At 61.0% G+C, this 16,705-nt stretch carries 16 protein-coding genes; 7 read left to right on the top strand and 9 right to left on the bottom strand.

The genetic code is table 11. From position 1 onward, the window contains the following. Nucleotides 1-108 precede the first annotated feature (108 nt). Both CHH27_RS26130 and CHH27_RS26125 read right to left on the bottom strand, forming a co-directional pair. Nucleotides 109-1,326, bottom strand: a complete 1,218-nt coding sequence (locus CHH27_RS26130; protein WP_094074207.1) for a L,D-transpeptidase — start codon at nucleotides 1,324-1,326, stop codon at nucleotides 109-111. A 203-nt stretch (nucleotides 1,327-1,529) separates the two neighbouring features. Further along, nucleotides 1,530-2,861, bottom strand: coding sequence for a dihydroorotase (locus CHH27_RS26125; protein ID WP_094074206.1), 1,332 nt, complete (start codon nucleotides 2,859-2,861; stop codon nucleotides 1,530-1,532). Between the two features lie 179 nt (nucleotides 2,862-3,040). Here CHH27_RS26125 and CHH27_RS26120 point away from each other — a divergent pair, with 179 nt between their 5' ends. The 5 genes from CHH27_RS26120 (at nucleotide 3,041) to CHH27_RS26100 (ending at nucleotide 7,637) form a co-directional block, all read left to right on the top strand. Further along, nucleotides 3,041-3,931 carry a folate-binding protein YgfZ gene (locus tag CHH27_RS26120; RefSeq protein ID WP_094074205.1) on the top strand — a complete coding sequence of 297 codons (891 nt, stop codon included), beginning with the start codon at nucleotides 3,041-3,043 and terminating at the stop codon, nucleotides 3,929-3,931. 24 nt (nucleotides 3,932-3,955) lie between these two features. Then, nucleotides 3,956-4,618: a YfbR-like 5'-deoxynucleotidase gene (locus CHH27_RS26115; protein WP_094074204.1), complete on the top strand. Its 663-nt coding sequence runs from the start codon at nucleotides 3,956-3,958 to the stop codon at nucleotides 4,616-4,618. A gap of 54 nt (nucleotides 4,619-4,672) precedes the next feature. Continuing rightward, nucleotides 4,673-5,179 carry a tyrosine phosphatase family protein gene (locus CHH27_RS26110; protein ID WP_094074203.1) on the top strand — a complete coding sequence of 169 codons (507 nt, stop codon included), beginning with the start codon at nucleotides 4,673-4,675 and terminating at the stop codon, nucleotides 5,177-5,179. Nucleotides 5,180-5,196: 17 nt separating this feature from the next. Next, nucleotides 5,197-6,180, top strand: a complete 984-nt coding sequence (locus CHH27_RS26105) for an NAD regulator (protein ID WP_094074202.1) — start codon at nucleotides 5,197-5,199, stop codon at nucleotides 6,178-6,180. 209 nt (nucleotides 6,181-6,389) lie between these two features. Further along, nucleotides 6,390-7,637 (top strand): cell wall hydrolase, encoded by a 1,248-nt coding sequence (locus CHH27_RS26100; protein WP_094074201.1) that lies wholly within the window; start codon nucleotides 6,390-6,392, stop codon nucleotides 7,635-7,637. A gap of 27 nt (nucleotides 7,638-7,664) precedes the next feature. Here CHH27_RS26100 and CHH27_RS26095 read toward each other — a convergent pair whose 3' ends face one another. Beyond that, a complete protein-coding gene (locus tag CHH27_RS26095; RefSeq protein WP_094074200.1) occupies nucleotides 7,665-8,168 on the bottom strand; it encodes a YqhA family protein in 504 nt (167 codons plus the stop codon). 102 nt (nucleotides 8,169-8,270) lie between these two features. Next, nucleotides 8,271-9,788, bottom strand: coding sequence for a malonyl-CoA synthase (locus tag CHH27_RS26090; protein ID WP_094074199.1), 1,518 nt, complete (start codon nucleotides 9,786-9,788; stop codon nucleotides 8,271-8,273). Nucleotides 9,789-9,983: 195 nt separating this feature from the next. On the opposite strand from CHH27_RS26090, the gene CHH27_RS26085 reads away from it, so the two are divergent. Continuing rightward, nucleotides 9,984-10,640 carry a GntR family transcriptional regulator gene (locus CHH27_RS26085; RefSeq protein ID WP_094074198.1) on the top strand — a complete coding sequence of 219 codons (657 nt, stop codon included), beginning with the start codon at nucleotides 9,984-9,986 and terminating at the stop codon, nucleotides 10,638-10,640. Nucleotides 10,641-10,667: 27 nt separating this feature from the next. Here the strand turns inward: CHH27_RS26085 and CHH27_RS26080 are convergent, their stop codons facing one another. The 5 genes from CHH27_RS26080 to CHH27_RS26060 all read right to left on the bottom strand — a co-directional run bounded on the left by CHH27_RS26080 (nucleotide 10,668) and on the right by CHH27_RS26060 (nucleotide 15,698). After that, nucleotides 10,668-11,489, bottom strand: a complete 822-nt coding sequence (locus tag CHH27_RS26080; protein ID WP_094074197.1) for a class I SAM-dependent methyltransferase — start codon at nucleotides 11,487-11,489, stop codon at nucleotides 10,668-10,670. Further along, on the bottom strand, nucleotides 11,486-12,265 hold the full coding sequence (locus CHH27_RS26075; RefSeq protein WP_094074196.1) for an ABC transporter ATP-binding protein: 780 nt from the start codon (nucleotides 12,263-12,265) through the stop codon (nucleotides 11,486-11,488). The genes CHH27_RS26080 and CHH27_RS26075 overlap by 4 nt, the downstream gene beginning before the upstream one ends. Beyond that, a complete protein-coding gene (locus CHH27_RS26070) occupies nucleotides 12,262-13,320 on the bottom strand; it encodes an iron ABC transporter permease (RefSeq protein ID WP_094074195.1) in 1,059 nt (352 codons plus the stop codon). Before CHH27_RS26070 ends, CHH27_RS26075 begins: the two co-directional genes overlap by 4 nt. Nucleotides 13,321-13,384: 64 nt before the next feature. Then, nucleotides 13,385-14,536: an ABC transporter substrate-binding protein gene (locus CHH27_RS26065; RefSeq protein ID WP_094074194.1), complete on the bottom strand. Its 1,152-nt coding sequence runs from the start codon at nucleotides 14,534-14,536 to the stop codon at nucleotides 13,385-13,387. Nucleotides 14,537-14,669: 133 nt separating this feature from the next. Beyond that, entirely contained in the window at nucleotides 14,670-15,698 is a 1,029-nt protein-coding gene (locus tag CHH27_RS26060; protein WP_208988380.1) for a GlxA family transcriptional regulator, read from the bottom strand. A gap of 274 nt (nucleotides 15,699-15,972) precedes the next feature. On the opposite strand from CHH27_RS26060, the gene CHH27_RS26055 reads away from it, so the two are divergent. Then, nucleotides 15,973-16,566 (top strand): HupE/UreJ family protein, encoded by a 594-nt coding sequence (locus CHH27_RS26055; protein ID WP_094074192.1) that lies wholly within the window; start codon nucleotides 15,973-15,975, stop codon nucleotides 16,564-16,566. Nucleotides 16,567-16,705 lie beyond the last annotated feature (139 nt).

Here is a 16,705-nt window from a genome sequence, read left to right as displayed (position 1 = left end):
AACGCCCTTTTATCCGGGTAATCGTCGAGACCATGAGCCGGAAAACAAAAGCCCTCGCCGAAGCGAGGGCTGCCTGGAATGTGTCGGAGAGACAAACCTGGGCGCTGATCAGCGCGTGATCACCACGAAGTCGGTGCCAAGCCCTGTGTTGCGCTTGAAACTGCGGTCGGTGATCGTCAGCGACGTGCCCGGTGTCAGCATTTTTGATACTTCAAGAGCAACCTTCTCCGGCATGTCGATCCGGTTAAGGATGTCCATGGAAGAGCCGCCGCGCTCGCCTTCGGCCGAGACGGCAATCCACTCGACGGATTTGTCGCCTTGCTCAAAATCCAGTGCCGTGAAGACATGCGTACCGATCTCACGCTCGATGTTCCTGACCGTGACCGGCGCGGAGTAGACATCCCGGAACTTGCGGCGAATGCGCAAGGTTGCATTTTGAGGTTTCTCGTAGCCGGCATCGGCATAGATCCGGGCTTCGAGACCCTTGGTGATATTGCCCGTGACCGGCAGGTCGGCGCCTTCCTGATAGAGGCTGATGGCGGCACGCGTCTTACGGCCGGCAACGCCGTCAACCGGACCCGCCTTGTAGCCCATCTGGTTCAATAGGCGCTGCAGCACCATGATCTTGTTCGGCGCCTTCTGCGGCGTGATGATCATGCGCAGCGGACGGTCGAAATGCGGATTGTCCGGTTGGGAAACCGGCAGGCTGGCCTGCAGCGGCGTTTCCTGGATCGCCCCCCGCAAGGCCGGATCTGCGGCAATGGTCTCGCTGGAAAGGCTTGCAACCGTCGTTTCCGGCACAAAGGGTTGCGGCAGGACATCGTGACGGATGGAAGCCGGCTGCGCCTGGCCCCTGGTCACCACCACATGCATGCCGCGTTCGGTCATGCTGTAGAGCGACTTGGCAAAAGGGCGCGGCATGCGAATGCAGCCGTGGGAGGCCGGGTATCCCGGAAGTTTGCCCACATGCAGCGCAATACCGGACCAGGTCAGGCGCTGCATGAACGGCATTGGTGCATTGTCGTAAAGGTTGGAAAAATGCTTGCGCCGTTTTTCCAGAATGGAGAAGACCCCGGTCGGGGTGCTGTGACCGCGTTTGCCGGAGGAAATCGGCGAGGTTTCGATCAGATCCGTGCCGCGATAGACCTGGATCTGCTGTTCATCGAGCGACACCAGCATATGCAGCGGCGCTTCATTTGCCGGATTTTCGGCAGTCTCCGGAGCAGTGTCCCGCGCGGTGGCAGCAGAGGCCGCGGCAACCGACAAGATCGCTGCGCCGGCCAGTCCGGCCAAAGCGCGCGCAGGTGTGCTCCGGCGCAATTTCATTCCTGACAACATCCCTGAGCTCCCCAACGCAAAACCCATAAAGCTCTACTCAAACTCTAACCAAGACCTGTGTAGATCGGGTTAGGAAACACGGTTACCCATTGGTTTCCTTCACCCTTTCCCCTGCGTCATCGCACACTAGCCAGCTTTTGGCTGTTATTCACATCACAAATTGTACGGTGGGGTTGAGCTCCGTGAAGCCGTCAGCGCTTCATACCGTCCTGAAACAGGACCGCCTCGCCGCGGGAAGGTGTCGTCAATTCGCCGTCCCACATCACCCGCTGACCGCGGACCATGGTGCCGATCGGCCAGCCCGTGACTTCCTTGCCGTCATAGGGCGTCCAGCCACATTTGGAGGCGATCCACTCGTTGCGGATAGTCTCCTTGCGCTTGAGATCCACAATGGTGAAGTCGGCATCATATCCGACGGCAATCCGTCCCTTGCGTGCGGTCCAGAACAGACGGGCCGGACCGGCACTGGTCATGTCCACGAACCGGGCCAGGCTAAGGCGGCCAGCGTTGACGTGATCCAGCATGATCGGCACCAGGGTCTGCACGCCGGTCATGCCGGACGGCGAGGCCGGATAGGCTTTCTGCTTCTCTTCCAGAAGATGCGGCGCATGGTCGGATCCGAATATGTCCAGAATGCCCTGGCTCAGGCCCCACCATAGGCGTTCTGAGTGGCGCGGCGCGCGCACCGGCGGGTTCATCTGCACGAGCGTGCCAAGCCGGTGATAGGCCTCGTCGGTCAGCGTCAGGTGATGCGGGGTTACCTCGATCGAGGCAACATCCTTGTGATCGATCAGGTAGTCGACTTCCTCGGCGGTGGACAGATGCAGGATATGGATCTTGGCCCCGGTCTCCCGGGCGATGCTGACAAGACGCTGGGTGCATTGAAGCGCTGCGATCTCGTCGCGCCAGATCGGGTGCGAACTCGGATCGCCCTCGACACGCTCTCCCTGCCGATCACGCAGACGGAATTCATCCTCCGAGTGAAATGCCGCGCGGCGGCGCGTGGCGGAGAGAATATCCCGGACGCCCTGGTCGTCTTCGACAAGAAGGTCACCGGTGGAGGAGCCCATGAACACCTTGATGCCGGCGGCGGCCGGGAGGCGTTCCAGCTCCGGGATGTCCTTGACGTTCTCGCGCGTGCCTCCGACCCAGAAGGCAAAATCGCAATGCATGCGGTGGTGACCGCGTTTGACCTTGTCGGCCAGGGCCGCTTCCGACGTTGTCAGCGGATTGGTGTTCGGCATTTCGAAAACGGAGGTGACACCGCCCATCACGGCTGCACGCGATCCCGATTCCAGATCTTCCTTGTGCTCAAGACCCGGTTCGCGGAAATGCACCTGCGTGTCCATGACCCCCGGCAGAACATGCAGACCCTTGCAGTCGATCACGTCGCCGGCCTGAGACGCATCAAAGGAGCCAAGCCCTGCAATGCGCCCGTCGCGGATGGCAACATCGCGCTGCCCCTCCCCGTCCTGATTGACCACCGTTCCGCCTTTCAGGATCAGGTCATAGGTCGCGCTCATGGGGCTCCTCCGCTAAGCTTTGAGATAGGGACTGACGTATTGATCGCGCTTATACGTGGCCCGGCGCCAAAGAGCCAGATGCTCTTCAGCAAATTCCGGTCCTTGCCCGTCTCCGCCAAAGCGCCTATTTGGCAAGGGAGAAATATTGGCAATTCCCGTCTGCTTTTGAGGAGCCCCCGGTGCCGACACACTTCTTTGCCCATCTCAGCGACCGTGCACTGATCCGCGTTGGTGGCCCCGAAGCACAACACTTTCTGCAGAACCTGGTGACAAGCGACATCGACACGGTCGACAAGACCGGAGCGTCTGCAGGCGCCTTGCTGACGCCGCAAGGCAAGATCCTGTTCGATTTCCTCATCTACAAGGCCGAGGACGGCTACCTGCTGGACACGCCGGCCGCAACCGCACCGGACTTCCTGAAGCGGCTGACCTTTTACCGGCTCCGCGCAAAGGTGGATCTGGAGTTGCTGGATGCCGGCACCGGCGTCCTGGCTGTCTGGGGAGAGCCCGTTGAAACAGCCACCGCAGAGCTCCGCGTAACGGACCCTCGCCTTGAAGCGCTCGGCCAGCGGCTGGTCGGCCCGGTCACCGAGATGACCAGCGAACTGGACGACAGCGACGCCGGACTTGCGGCCTACCACACGCACCGTATCGGACTTGGTGTGCCGGAGGGCCTGCAGGATTATGACTATTCCGAAATCTTTCCCCACGATGCCGATCTCGACCAGTTGGGCGGCGTTTCGTTCAGCAAGGGCTGTTATGTCGGGCAGGAAGTCGTGTCCCGGGTTCAGCATCGCGGAACCGCGCGCAAGCGGTTCGTCCAGATCGAGAGCTCCGGACCGCTTCCCGGCAAGGGCAGCGACGTCAAGGCCGGGGGCAAAACCATCGGAACACTTGGGTCGTCGACGACCTCCGAGGCAGGGTCAACAGGTCTTGCCCTGATGCGTCTTGACAAGGTTGTCCAAGCCAAGGACAACGGCAGCCTTCTTGAATGCGGCGACGCGGAGATTCTGGTCAAGTTGCCCGAATGGGCGGGATTTTCTTTGCCGGAACCGGGTGCCGCGGACTGAAACCGCTAAACATTTTGGGGACCGATGCCCGCCGCCCGTTCCGACCAGCCGCCTCGCGCCTGGCAGCGCATGTTGTCCGGAAGACGTCTCAATCTGCTGGATCCGTCTCCACTCGACGTCGAGATTTCCGACATTGCCCATGGCCTTGCCCGTGTCGCGCGCTGGAACGGTCAGACCTTCGGCAATCATGCCTTTTCCGTTGCCGAGCATTCGCTGGTGGTGGAGGACATCGCCCTGATGCTGAAACCGGACCTACCTCCCCATTGGCGCCTGGCGGTACTGCTGCATGATGCGCCGGAATACGTCATCGGCGACATGATCTCACCGTTCAAGGCGGTGATCGGCGAAGCCTACAAGGCCGTCGAAGCGCGCCTGCAGGGGGCAATCCATCTCAGGTTTGGCCTGCCGGCGGAAATTCCGCAGACCGTCAAGAAACTCGCCAAAAGGGCCGACATCATCTGCGCCTATTTCGAGGCCGTGGAACTCGCTGGCTTCGACGATGTGGAAGCCGGCAAGATCTTCGGCCGTCCGCGCGGATTTCCGCTGAACGAAGAAGGCAAGCTGCGCTACGGGCTGGAACCTCTACCGGTGAAGATCGCTCAGGAAAAGTTCATGGAACGCTTTGAAGCCATCGAAGCCCTGCGTGAAGCTGGGAACAAACAAAAAAGGCATCAAGCTAACGGGTGATTTTGCGACCGGTTGGCCCTAGTTTACTGGCAGATAACATCAACCGGTCCCATCATGCTGCACGTCTGCTCCCTGTCCAAACTCCCTGAGACCGTTGCCGCCACCGGCGCAAAATCGGTCGTGACGCTCATCAATGCGGAAATGCATGTTCCGACGCCGGAAGGCATTGTGCCGGAGCAGCATCTCAACCTGTCTTTCAACGACATCGTTGACCCGGTGGACGGCCTCGTACCGGCCAGCGAACAGCATATCGAACAGTTTCTTACCTTCATTCAGAGCTGGGACAGGCAGGCACCGCTCGTCATTCATTGCTGGGCGGGAATCAGCCGGTCAACTGCGGGCGCCTATGTCGCAGCCTGCGCGCTCAACCCGGAGGCCGATGAGTACCAGCTGGCAGAGCTGTTGCGGACACGATCACCGTCAGCAACTCCGAATGCCCGTATTGTTGCCATGGGCGACAGGCTGCTTGGCCGTGAGGGCCGCATGATCGACGCCATCCGCGGCATCGGCCGCGGCGCCAACGCCTTTGAAGGCACGCCCTTCGTCATGCCCATCGACTGACCAGCAGCGGAGCCGCAATGCCCCATCGGCAAGCCAGCATTGAAATCGGATTGAACGCGGTCATCGTTTCGGTCGCGGGAAGCCTGCCGCAGATCGTGCACGTGAACGAGCCCGGCGGCGATGCCCTGGACAGCCTGCCCTTCGGCCCGTTTGATCCGATCCGGCACCGCACCTTCGAAATCGGCCTCAGAAGCTGGGTGGAGGACCAGACCGCGCTCCGGCTCGGCTATGTGGAACAGCTTTACACGTTCGGCGACCGCGGCCGCCACAGGGAAACCGGCGACGAAGGCCCGCATGTGGTTTCCGTCGGCTATCTCGCCCTCACCCGGCAGACTGCGGATTCTGAGGACATGCTGGCCCGGCACAAATCCGCCTGGCGGTCCTGGTACGACTATTTCCCCTGGGAGGACTGGCGGACCGGACGGCCGGACCTTCTCGACCGGGACATCCTGCCTCTGCTTGAACACTGGGCCAAGGAGCCGCCTGCGGCCGGCGAACCTCCACGAGCCCTCGGACGCCAGGAACGCATCCGGCTCGCTTTCGGCTCAGACACGACAAGCTGGGACGAAGAGCGGGCGCTCGAGCGGTATGAGCTGCTCTACGAGGCAGGGCTTGTGGAGGAAGCACGAACTGACGGACGACCGGCGGCGCTCGACCGGACGAGTCGGCCTTCGCTCGGCATCCCGATGCGCTTCGACCACCGGCGTGTGCTTGCAACCGCGATTTCGCGGCTGCGCGGCAAACTGAAATACCGTCCGGTGATTTTCGAGCTGATGCCGGAGACGTTCACCCTGACCGAGCTGCAGACTTCTGTCGAAGCGATCTCCGGCCGTCATCTGCACAAGCAGAACTTCCGCCGCCTGGTGGAAAATGCCGATCTTGTCGAACCGACCGGCGCCACATCCACGGCCACCGGCGGACGCCCGGCAGCCCTCTTCCGATTCCGTCACCAGCTGATGAGCGAGCGGCCTGCTCCCGGTCTGCGTGTTGGCGGGCGCTGACAGATCTCTTCGTCAGTTCCTTCGTAATATTAACCATAAAAAGAAGTTTGACGGCGTTTTGCTGTCCGAAATTCCTCAAATCCTGTCCGCATTAACGGTCTCTCAAGGTTAAGCAGACATCTTCAATTTCGGTGTTGCCGTTTACCCGGCGTTCACGCTGATCGTCCGGCGTATTGGGACGATGTGTACCGAGTTGGAGTTGGCTGCGTATGTCTGGCCCTAAGTCCCGCAACAGGAAGCGGTTTTCTTCTAAAGTGACTCAGGAATACGGTCCGGTCCGTGCGCGCATGCGCCGGCTCAAATACATTCTTGTCGCCTCGCCATTGGTGTGGCTCGGATTCGGCGGTGCAATCGGCGAACAGGATGTCGTTGCGCTGATCAACGCGCGCTCGCAGGAGACGCCGCGCTGGATGATGGCGCTCGAACCCGCCACCTATACGACCTCGCTGACCCCGAAGCTGTCGCTCGGAACGAAGCCCGTTCCCGATCACACCGTTGCGCCGGTGCTGACCCTGACCTCAGCTGCCAAGGATTTTGAGGCGCGCCCCATTGTCGGTCTTGGCGATGTCGCCAGAAGCGCGGCGCCCACCGAAGTGCCCGAGACGATCCTCACCAACACCTCCTCGAAAGGCGACCGCCTGATCACGATGGCGCCGGACCGGCAGATGGTCGACCAGGCCGCCGGCAACCTCTATGCCATGTCGAGCCTGATCTCGACGGAAAAGAAACACGAAGACCTGCCGCGCGTTGCCTTCGTCAAGCCGGAACCGCTCGATGCCAAGGAAACCAGCCGGCTGTCGAAAGCCGGCAAGGACGGTCTGCTGGAAGAAGGCCCGCTTGACCTGCAAAAGGTGATGATGGCCCGGAACGCCGCCGCCGCCAGTTTCTCGCTGGTGTCCGCCTATGCGCCCGACAGCGTGAAGGAAACCAAGGATCCGTTCGATGCGCTGTTCGGAGCCGCCAAGTACGAACAGGACATGCCGCCGGCGGAAGACCCCGATAACCCGCACTGGTGGGCCCAGGTGCCGCTGCCGCTGTCCGTCGGCTCCAAGAGGGAGCAGCAGTGTTTGGCGGAAGCCATCTATTTCGAAGCGCGCGGGGAAAGCGAAGACGGCCAGGTGGCCGTTGCCCAGGTTGTCCTGAACCGGGTCAAGAACCCGGCCTATCCGGATTCCATCTGCGGCGTTGTTTACCAGAACAAGCACAAGCGCAACCGCTGCCAGTTCTCCTTTGCCTGTGACGGCATCAAAGACCGGATCGCGAGCCCGGGTGCCTGGAAAACCGCGCAGCGTCTGGCCAAAGACGTCAGCGACGGCAAGCGTTTTTCAAAGATGGTCGACGCCTCGACCCACTACCACGCGACCTATGTCAATCCGCGGTGGGCAAAGGCCATGGCCAAGCGCGGCCAGGTCGGGCTGCACATCTTCTACAAGACCTATGCGGGCGGCTGGAACTGATCCGGCCGCTTCTGCCAGGCAAGAAAATCAATCATTTGCGCGAAAGACGTTGGTGACCACATAGGTCGCCAGCAGGATCAGGTGAAAGCCGAACAGGGCCGCCACCTGGAGCGGCGACGTCTGCGAGAATTCCAGCAATTCACTCAGGACATGGATCGAGGAGATGATGATGATCGTCGACACGATCCGGTGTTTCATCCGCCGGTAGGCTTTCTCGCCCTGCTGGATGTAATCGTCTCCATGAACCGATCTCTTCAGCCGGAAGGTGTTGTAGGTGTTGGTCGCCACCATGATCAGAAGGTTGGCAATGAAGACCATGTCGAGCAGGTTGAGGATCAGCAGGATCGTCTTCTTGCGGTCCAGAAATTCAAAGGTCTGGACCGCATCATAAATGTCGACAAAGAACGTGATGAGAAACAGCACCATCGCGCCGGCCAGACCGATCAGCATCGGTATCTGTGCGTAGCGGGTCAGTCTGATGACGATGTCTGACCCGTGTCCCTTGCCTGACTCTGATTGCTGCTCGCTCATGACGCTGCCCTGAAACTCTTTATGTCAGAGCTAACATGCTGGTGGAATTGACGCCAACGGAAACCGCTCGCGCCATCTTGTCACGGCAACCGGCTCTAAAGGTCAGGCCGGTGCAAAGACATCCTTGAACCGCTCCCGCAGCACGTTTTTCTGAACCTTGCCCATCGTGTTGCGTGGCAGTTCGTCCACCAGAATGAGTTTTCGGGGATGCTTGAACCGGGCAAGCGACGCCCCCGTGGCCTGCATAATCGCGTCGAGATCAGGCTGTTCCGTGCCGTCCGGCACGACAAGTCCCAGCACCGTTTCTCCGAAATCGGCATGGGGCACCCCGATGACGGCACTTTCCAGAACGCCCGGCTGGGCGTCGAGAACCAGTTCGATCTCTTTCGGATAGATGTTGTAGCCGCCGGAGATGATCAGGTCCTTGTTGCGGCCAACGATATGCACATAGCCGTCCGGATCGATCTTGCCGAGATCGCCTGTGATGAAAAAGCCGTCCGCCCGCAGTTCGGCGGCCGTTTTTTCCGGCATCTGCCAGTATCCCTTGAAGACATTCGGGCCGCGCACCTCGATCTGCCCGACTGTTTCGGATGGCAGGGCTGCGCCTGTTTCGGGATCGGTGATTTTCAGCTCGACCCCGGGCAGCGGAAAGCCGACGGTGCCGGCACGGCGCTCGCCCTCATAGGGGTTCGAGGTGTTCATGTTGGTTTCCGTCATGCCGTAGCGTTCGAGGATCCGGTGCCCTGTCCGCGCCTCGAAGTCGCGATGGGTCTCGGCCAGCAGCGGCGCGCTGCCGGAAATGAACAGCCGCATGCCCCGTGTCAGCTCTTGGGTGAACCGGTCATCGGCAAGAAGCCGCGTATAGAAGGTCGGCACGCCCATCATCGTGGTCGCCCTCGGCATCAGATCGATCATGGCGTCCTGATCGAATTTCGGCAGAAACAGCATCGCGCCGCCCGCAACCAGCGACACATTGGTGGCAACAAACAGGCCGTGAGTGTGGAAAATCGGCAGGGCGTGGAGCAGAACATCGGCGTCGGTAAACCGCCATTCGTCCGCCAGCACCGCCGCATTCGACAGAAGATTTTTCTGGGTCAGCATGGCGCCCTTGGATCGGCCCGTTGTCCCGGACGTGTACAAAAATGCGGCGAGATCGTCTTCCGACCGGTCCACAGTCGCAAACTGCGTCGGCATGGTGGTCGCCTGATCCGTCAATGATCCCGTTTCATCGCCGCTCAGGGTCTCGATACGCACGCCCAGACCTTCAGCCACCGGGGACAAGGCCGCCTCACTCGCTGCATCACAGACAACAAGCCTGGCGCCGCTGTTTTCTATGAAGTAGCTCAGCTCATCCACCGTATAGGCCGTGTTCAAAGGCAGGAAGACGATGCCGGCCTGGGCACAGGCCGCATAAAGCGCCAGGGCGCATGGCGATTTGTGGACCTGCGCAGCGAGGCGGTCTCCGGGGCGCAGGCCGTTCCGGGTCAGGACATGCGCAATCCGGGCTGCCTTTTCCAGAAACGCCGCGTGGCTGAGCTGCCCTCCGTCCTGAAAGATCAGGAACGGCGTATCCTTGCCCGCGTGTTTTCCAAAAAGTTGATCATAAAGCGGATTGCTCATCGGTCAGGTCCCTTTTGAACAGGTGTTCGTGGCTTTGATGACCGCAGGCTCGGCACACATGATTTTCTCCCCAAGGTCACTCGAATTGAGATCGGCACCCGGTCTTTCTCTCAGCTAATGTTTTTTTGTCAAGCATTTTTGTATACAAGATTGCTCTTATTGCACGCACATGTTTGCTGTGCTATGTGGCCATGGATGGACAGAAAACGTTCCGATCACATCGCTGACGCGCTTGAAGGCCTGATCTTCGACGGCACTTTTGCTGATGGAGACAGGCTGGACGAAGTGCAGCTGGCGGCCCGGTTTTCGGTATCGAGAACACCGGTTCGCGAAGCCCTGCATCGGCTGGCCCAATCCGGTCTGGTTGAACAGATCCCCCGGCGTGGTGTCTTCGTGCGCCAGCCGGGCCCGGTGGAACTGATCGAGATGTTCGAGGTAATGGCCGAGCTGGAGGCCGTCTGCGCCAGACTGGCTGCGTCGCGCATTTCCGACCAGGCGCTCAAGGACCTTCACGCCGTCAATGAACGCTGCAGACACGCGATCGAAGCGCAGGACACCGACGGCTATTATCGCGAAAACCAGGAGTTCCACGCGATCCTCTATCGCCAGTCGGGCAACAGTTTTCTGGAACAGGAATGCCTCAAACTGCAGCGCCGCCTGCAGCCCTTCCGGCGCGTGCAATTGCGTGTCCGAGGGCGCATGGGCCAGTCCATGGCGGAACACGAGGCGATCGTCACGGCGATCGAGGATGGGGACGGCGACAAGGCGGCCGAAGCGATCCGTCAGCATGTCTCCATCCAGGGCGAGAAGTTCCATCACCTGATGGCGAGCCTCAAACCGGCGGCGCGATAAGACTTTTCCGTACGGAAACCCGGATATTCAGATGCCCTGGCCCGTAGGACGCACCGCCACCAGGGCAAAGCGATTGGCAGCGCTCTGCCGAAGCCGCTCGGCAAGACCGTAACCCCGCATGCCTCGGCCATAGAGCGGGCGCACCGGCAACGGACCGACAACATCGAACCCCGCGCGCTCAAGATCGATTGTAAGACGCTCCGCATTCAATCCGTCACGATAGGGAAGCCGGTCCAGAATTGCATCGTGGCGGTCTCTGTCGCCTTGAGGGGGCTGGCGTCCCGACAACCAATTGGCCAGAAGGTTCCGCAGCCGCTGCCATGGCGACTTCGGCGCCCGAAAATTACCATCGACAACAAGCAGCCTTCCGCCGGGTTTCAGCACCCTCAGCCACTCGGCATAGGCGTCTTGCGGATGGGTAAGGGTCCAGGCGAGATGACGTGTCACGGCAAGGTCAAAACTGGCATCCTCCAGCTGAACCATGGCCTCCGCATCACTCAGCACCGATCGCCAGTCCGCGCCCGCCAGTTTTTGCCGGGCAAGGCCGAGCATGGTTTCGGAAAAGTCGAGACCCGTCACGCTGGCGCCAAGGCTGGTCAAGACCCGGCTGATCTCCCCCGTTCCGCAGGCAATATCCAGGACCTGCCACCCAACCAGATCCTCGGTCGGCGGAAGCGTGCAGGCAGCCCGGACCAACTGCTGCCACTCGGGCAGGCCATAACGGCCCTCGATCCTGTGCGATGCAGACAGGTCAAAGGTGGCAGCGCGGTCCGACCAGTAGTCGCAGATCTCGTCTTTCAGCGAGAAGTTCGAGACAGATTGCACGGTTCCGGAAGGGTCGAGGGTCACAGCTGGTGTTCCAACGAGGCGTCGACATAGAGCGCCCCGGCCAGCGTTGTCTCCAGCGAGGTTCTGACCCGATAGGTTTCGCCAATCGCCGGCAGGGCAAGCACGTCCTGCGGGGACCCGTCGGCCAGGATCCGGCCCTGGTTGATCAGGATCAGCCGGTCGCAGAACTTGGCTGCCAGATTGAGGTCATGCAGCGCTGCCATGACGATGGTGCCGCGTGCCTGCATCTGCGCGCGGACCGAGCCGAGGATCGACAATTGATGGTGCAGGTCGAGGGCGCTGGTCGGCTCGTCAAGCAACACCATGCGCGGCGCACGCACCAGTGTTTGTGCGACGGCGACCATCTGTGCCTGGCCGCCGGAGAGATCGGATATGCCGCGGTCGGCCAGGTGGGACAGGCGCAGGGCGGCAAGCGTTGAAGAAACCTGCGCGAGATTATCCGCCCTCACTCGCCAGCCGGATGTCTGCTTGAGCGCCAGCAACACGCTTTCAAACACGGTCAGAAGTGCATTGCAGCCATAGGCCTGGGGCATGTAGGCAATGGCGCGTGCCCGGTCACGGCGCGACAGGTGGGTCAGCGAATTTCCGTCGAGAACGACCTCCCCGGCGAGCGGTTTGATCAGTCCCGCGATTGTCTTGAACAGCGTGGACTTGCCCGCTGCGTTCGGTCCGATCACCCCGACAAAGGAGCCCGGCGCGACGGCAGGAATGGAGATGTCCTGCAAGATGGCCTTGCGGCCGTAACCGGCCGTCAGGTCCTGGATGCCCAGCGTCATGACAGTTTCTCCCGCCGTGTGGTCAGGATGATCGAGATGAACACCGGCACACCGATCAGCGCGGTGATGATGCCGATGGGATAGATGACGCCCGGCGTAATCGACTTGGACAGGATCGAGGTCAGCGACAGAACCAGGGCGCCGATAAGCGCCGACAGGGGCAGGAAGAAGCGCTGGTCTTCCCCCACCAGGAGCCGTGCGATATGCGGCCCGACCAGCCCGACAAAGCCGACCGCGCCAACGAAGGAGACAGCGGTCGCTGCCAGCAACGAAATGGAAATCAGCATCTCGATCCGCAACCGGGCAACATCGACCCCCATGCTTTCAGCGGTGGCTTCGCCCATGCGCAAGGCCGTCATGGACCAGGTGCGCATCAGGCCAAAGGGAATGGCCAGTCCCAGCAGGACGGCCCCAAGACCGATCTTCTCCCAGCTGGCGCGGCTGAGCGACCCCATCATCCAGAAGACGATCCGGGCAAGCTGATCCTCACTCGCCATGTACTGCATCAGCGACAGCAAGGCGGAGAATGTGAAGAAGATCGCGATCCCGAACAGGATCATCGTTTCGGAGCCAACGCCCTTGAGACGCGTTGCCAGAAGGATGATCGCGCAGGTGCCGAGTGCAAACAGGAAGGAATTCAGCGTCACCAGCAGCCCGCCAACAGCCGGGAGCACGGAAATGCCAAGCACGATCGCCAGGGCGGCCCCGAAGCTGGCTGCGGCCGACACGCCGAGCGTGAAGGGTTCGGCAAGCGGGTTGTTGAGAATGGTCTGCATCTGCGCACCGGCGGTTGCCAGCATCGCTCCGACCAGCACGGCCGTGAGGGCGACCGGAATGCGGTAGTCCCAGACGATCACTTTCAGCCGGGCCCCATGGGCAAACGGGTCAGCAAGCACCTCCGCCACGGTCTGAAGCGAGTAACCTCCCGGCCCTGTGGCGCAATCCACGACAAAACTCAACAATAGCAGCGTACAAGCTCCGAAGAGCATGGCAGTGCGGCGCATGGTTCGGCTGGTATAGCCCGCCTGGAGCGTCTCCGCGGTCAGTTCACTCATCTCAAATGCCAATCTGTTGGTAAAACGCGGCCCGGAAACCCGGACCGCGCGGTCAGTCACAGCGTCAGCTGCCCTTGTTCAGGCTTGCCCAGAAGACGCCGGAATAATCGATCGGCAGGAAGCGCTGATGCAGTTCGGCCATGGTTGCTTCCGGATCCAGGTCCTCGAACAGCTCAGGATGCAGCCACTTGGCAAAGGCCTGCATCGCCACGAAATGGTAGGGGCTGTTGTAGAACTGGTGGTAGATGCTGTGGAACCGGCCGGTTTTCACCGCCTGCAGTTCGGACCATCCTTCGCGTTCAGCCAGAGCGCCAAGACGTTCCTGGACGCCATCCTTGCTGGCCTCGTATCCGAACAGCACGGCCGTTGTTTCCGGGTTGGCTTCCGCCCAGTTGGCACCGGTGCCGATGATCACGGCAGGGTCATCGGCAAAGACCGCCTCCAGGCTGACATTGCCGCCGAAACCCGGAAATTTCTGAGAGCCCCAGTTGCGTCCGCCCGCCAGTTCGACGAGGCGGCCGAGATTGGCCGAGCCGAACGTGCCGCAGCACTTGTTCGGATTGTATCCCGCTGCCCGCTCAATGAAGACAACCGGCCGGTCTTCTGCCGGAATGCCATCGACTGCGGCGTAGATCCGCTTCATCTGGGCATTGTAGTAATCGGTAAAGGCGTCGGCATTGTCGCGTTCATCCAGAATGCGGCCCAGCAACTGGATAGACGGCACCGTGTTCTGGGTCGGATCCTGACGGAAATCGACAAACACGGTAGCAACGCCCGCCCCTTCCAGTTTCTCGATAATGCCGCTCTCCTGAGCCTTCAGAAGGTTGCCCAGGTTCATGAATACGACTTCGGTGCCGGAGGAAATGACGGCTTCCAGGTTCCACTCGTCCGAATAGGGGCTGCCGAGCCGCTGAATGTCCGTCGCTTCTGGAAACTTTTCCTCGTATTTGCGCCAGGCATCCGGATCGTAAAGGATCATGTCGTTCTTCCAGCCGACGACCCGTTCAAACGGATTTTCGCGATCCAGAAGCGCCAGGGTGTAGATCATCCGGCCTTCGCCGAGCACAATGGCGGACGGATCTTTTTCGACTTCGACGGTGCGGCCGGCGAGGTCGGTGACGGTAATCGTTTCTGCAAGTGCGGACGGGGCTGACGCGAGACATGCGCTGGCTGCGAGAGCAAGGCAGAAACCCTTGGTCATTTTCATGACGGACATAGGGTTCTCCTGTTCTGTCACAGGGGCGGACGCCCCTGAATGGCCGGACGCTAATTAATATGAATTTTTGAGTCAAGTTTAAATGCAGCCGCTCGGCGCGGCCCTGTGGATCAGGCCGGGCTGTCGAAGCCGGTCAGCGAATGGTGCCCGCAATCCGTCCGCTTTGCTGCCGGTCCCAGGCCGGGCTGTTGCCATGGGCCGCCCGGTAGCGGTTGGAAAAGTGGGAGGCGCTGGCAAAGCCGCAGGCGACCGCAATGTCGATCATGCGCATGGACGTGCGGCACACCAGCTGGCGGGCAATGTCGATGCGGATCTTGTTGTAATATTCCTGCGGCGAACAATTGAGGTTCTTCTGGAAGTCCCGTTGCAATTGCCGCGGGCTGACACCGACCCTGTCGGCAATCTGCTGCAGGCTGAGCGGTTCGCTGACATTGTCCGTCATCAGGTCGATTGCGCGGCGCATGCGTTCCGGCACCATGCCGAGATCGTCCCGCTGCAACATGTGCTGGCGTTCGCTGCCGGTGCGCCGGTCATGATGCAGCGCGATCTCGGCCACGTCGCAGGCCACGGCACCGCCATGGACCTGGGCGATGAACCCGATCATCAGGTCGAGTGCCGCCGTACCGCCTGCACAGGTCATCAGCTTGCCGTCGGACTGGATGAGGCTGTCGACCAGATTGGCTGCCGGATAGATCTCCCGGAAGAGGTCCGCATATTCCCAGTGGATGGTGCAGTTGCGGTTGTCGAGCATGCCGAGACCTGCCAGCACATAGGCACCGGTGCAGATCCCGGCAACGTTGCCCGATTGATTGGCAACCTGACGGATCAGGGCCTTTTGTGCGCCGGTGAGTTGCACCTGCTCGACATCATCACTGCTGCAAACGGCCAGCAAGTCAGGTCGGCCGACATCGTCAAAGGCACCATCTGTGCGCACCTTGCCGCCATTGCTGGCAAGCGCGTCCGATCCGTCCAGCGTCCGGCAGCTGTAGATAAAGGCCTGTCGCTTGAGCACCTTGTTCGCGATCCTCAACGGCTCGATCGCAGAGGCAAAGGAGAGCAGGGAAAAGTTGTCGAGAAGCAGGAAACAGATCTCGACCGTATCTGTTCCGGCGCGGCCTGCAGGCTCTGAAACGTCTTCTTCCCTATGCGCTGTCACTGTCACCAGCCGTGACCCTTTCCTTTGTCCGATCGACCCATTCACCGGTCTCTTTGCCAGGGCGATACGCTTCCAGCCTATGCCAGGCGAACCCCTTTTGCAGGCGGCAGTGTCACATCGATTGGTTTGCCAGCGACATTGCTGCCTGTCACCAGGGAAGATCATAAGCACAATTTACAGGCATCCGGAATCGGTGATAGATCGCCCTTGTCAAAAAACAGGCACATGATCGGTGCGACCCAATCCGGGGCACCTGAATGACCAATCGAAGGATCTTTTCATGATTATCCGCCTCGGCCTTGCAGCAGGTGTTTTTGCCCTGGCCACGTCCCCTGCCCTTGCCCATCTGGACCCGGCCGAACACGGTTCCTTTGCCGCCGGGTTCACCCATCCTCTCTTCGGCACCGACCATGTACTGGCCATGATTGCCGTGGGCCTTTGGGCCGCGCTTCAGGGCGGCCGCGCCGTCTGGGCACTTCCGACAGCCTTTGTCGGCGCGATGGTGGTCGGCTTTGGCCTGTCGCTGGCCGGTGTTCCCCTTCCCTATGTCGAACCGCTGATCCTGACATCGGTGGTCGTCCTTGGAACCGTGGTTGCCCTTGCCCTGCGTCTGCCGCTTGGCCTGTCAGCGGGTCTCGTTGCCCTCTTTGGCGTCTGCCACGGACACGCTCACGGCGGCGAAATCGGCCTGGCCGGTGAATTCGGCTATGCAGGCGGTTTCGTTCTCGCGACCGCGCTGCTGCACGCGGCCGGCCTCTTGATCGGCTACGCCGCCAACATCGCAACCCGCAACGATCCCGACTGGGCTGAAAGGATCATTCGCGGTCTTGGCGTGGTGACTGCAGTTGGCGGCATTCTTCTCGCCACGGGCTAAGCTTTCGCACGACGGCGCCACAACACTCAAAGACCTCATCCTGAGGAGGACCGTCATGTCCGTCTCCAAGGATCGGCCACTCGCCCAAGCGTGCGCAGCCCATCCTTCGAGACAGCGCTGGCGCGCTTCCTCAGGATGA

The sequence above is a fragment of the Labrenzia sp. VG12 genome, from assembly GCF_002237595.1.
GTDB lineage: Bacteria > Pseudomonadota > Alphaproteobacteria > Rhizobiales > Stappiaceae > Roseibium.
The sequence above is the reverse complement of the archived record's forward strand: the minus strand, read 5'-3'. Positions and strand labels throughout refer to the sequence as shown.

What these genes read in the sequence shown, in the direction of transcription:
- CHH27_RS26130 (WP_094074207.1), bottom strand. Translation starts at nt 1,326, where the DNA reads ATGAAATTGCGCCGGAGCACACCTGCGCGCGCTTTGGCCGGACTGGCC.
- CHH27_RS26125 (WP_094074206.1), bottom strand. Translation starts at nt 2,861, where the DNA reads ATGAGCGCGACCTATGACCTGATCCTGAAAGGCGGAACGGTGGTCAAT.
- CHH27_RS26115 (WP_094074204.1), top strand. Translation starts at nt 3,956, where the DNA reads ATGCCCGCCGCCCGTTCCGACCAGCCGCCTCGCGCCTGGCAGCGCATG.
- CHH27_RS26110 (WP_094074203.1), top strand. Translation starts at nt 4,673, where the DNA reads ATGCTGCACGTCTGCTCCCTGTCCAAACTCCCTGAGACCGTTGCCGCC.
- CHH27_RS26105 (WP_094074202.1), top strand. Translation starts at nt 5,197, where the DNA reads ATGCCCCATCGGCAAGCCAGCATTGAAATCGGATTGAACGCGGTCATC.
- CHH27_RS26100 (WP_094074201.1), top strand. Translation starts at nt 6,390, where the DNA reads ATGTCTGGCCCTAAGTCCCGCAACAGGAAGCGGTTTTCTTCTAAAGTG.
- CHH27_RS26095 (WP_094074200.1), bottom strand. Translation starts at nt 8,168, where the DNA reads ATGAGCGAGCAGCAATCAGAGTCAGGCAAGGGACACGGGTCAGACATC.
- CHH27_RS26090 (WP_094074199.1), bottom strand. Translation starts at nt 9,788, where the DNA reads ATGAGCAATCCGCTTTATGATCAACTTTTTGGAAAACACGCGGGCAAG.
- CHH27_RS26085 (WP_094074198.1), top strand. Translation starts at nt 9,984, where the DNA reads ATGGACAGAAAACGTTCCGATCACATCGCTGACGCGCTTGAAGGCCTG.
- CHH27_RS26075 (WP_094074196.1), bottom strand. Translation starts at nt 12,265, where the DNA reads ATGACGCTGGGCATCCAGGACCTGACGGCCGGTTACGGCCGCAAGGCC.
- CHH27_RS26070 (WP_094074195.1), bottom strand. Translation starts at nt 13,320, where the DNA reads ATGAGTGAACTGACCGCGGAGACGCTCCAGGCGGGCTATACCAGCCGA.
- CHH27_RS26065 (WP_094074194.1), bottom strand. Translation starts at nt 14,536, where the DNA reads ATGTCCGTCATGAAAATGACCAAGGGTTTCTGCCTTGCTCTCGCAGCC.
- CHH27_RS26055 (WP_094074192.1), top strand. Translation starts at nt 15,973, where the DNA reads ATGATTATCCGCCTCGGCCTTGCAGCAGGTGTTTTTGCCCTGGCCACG.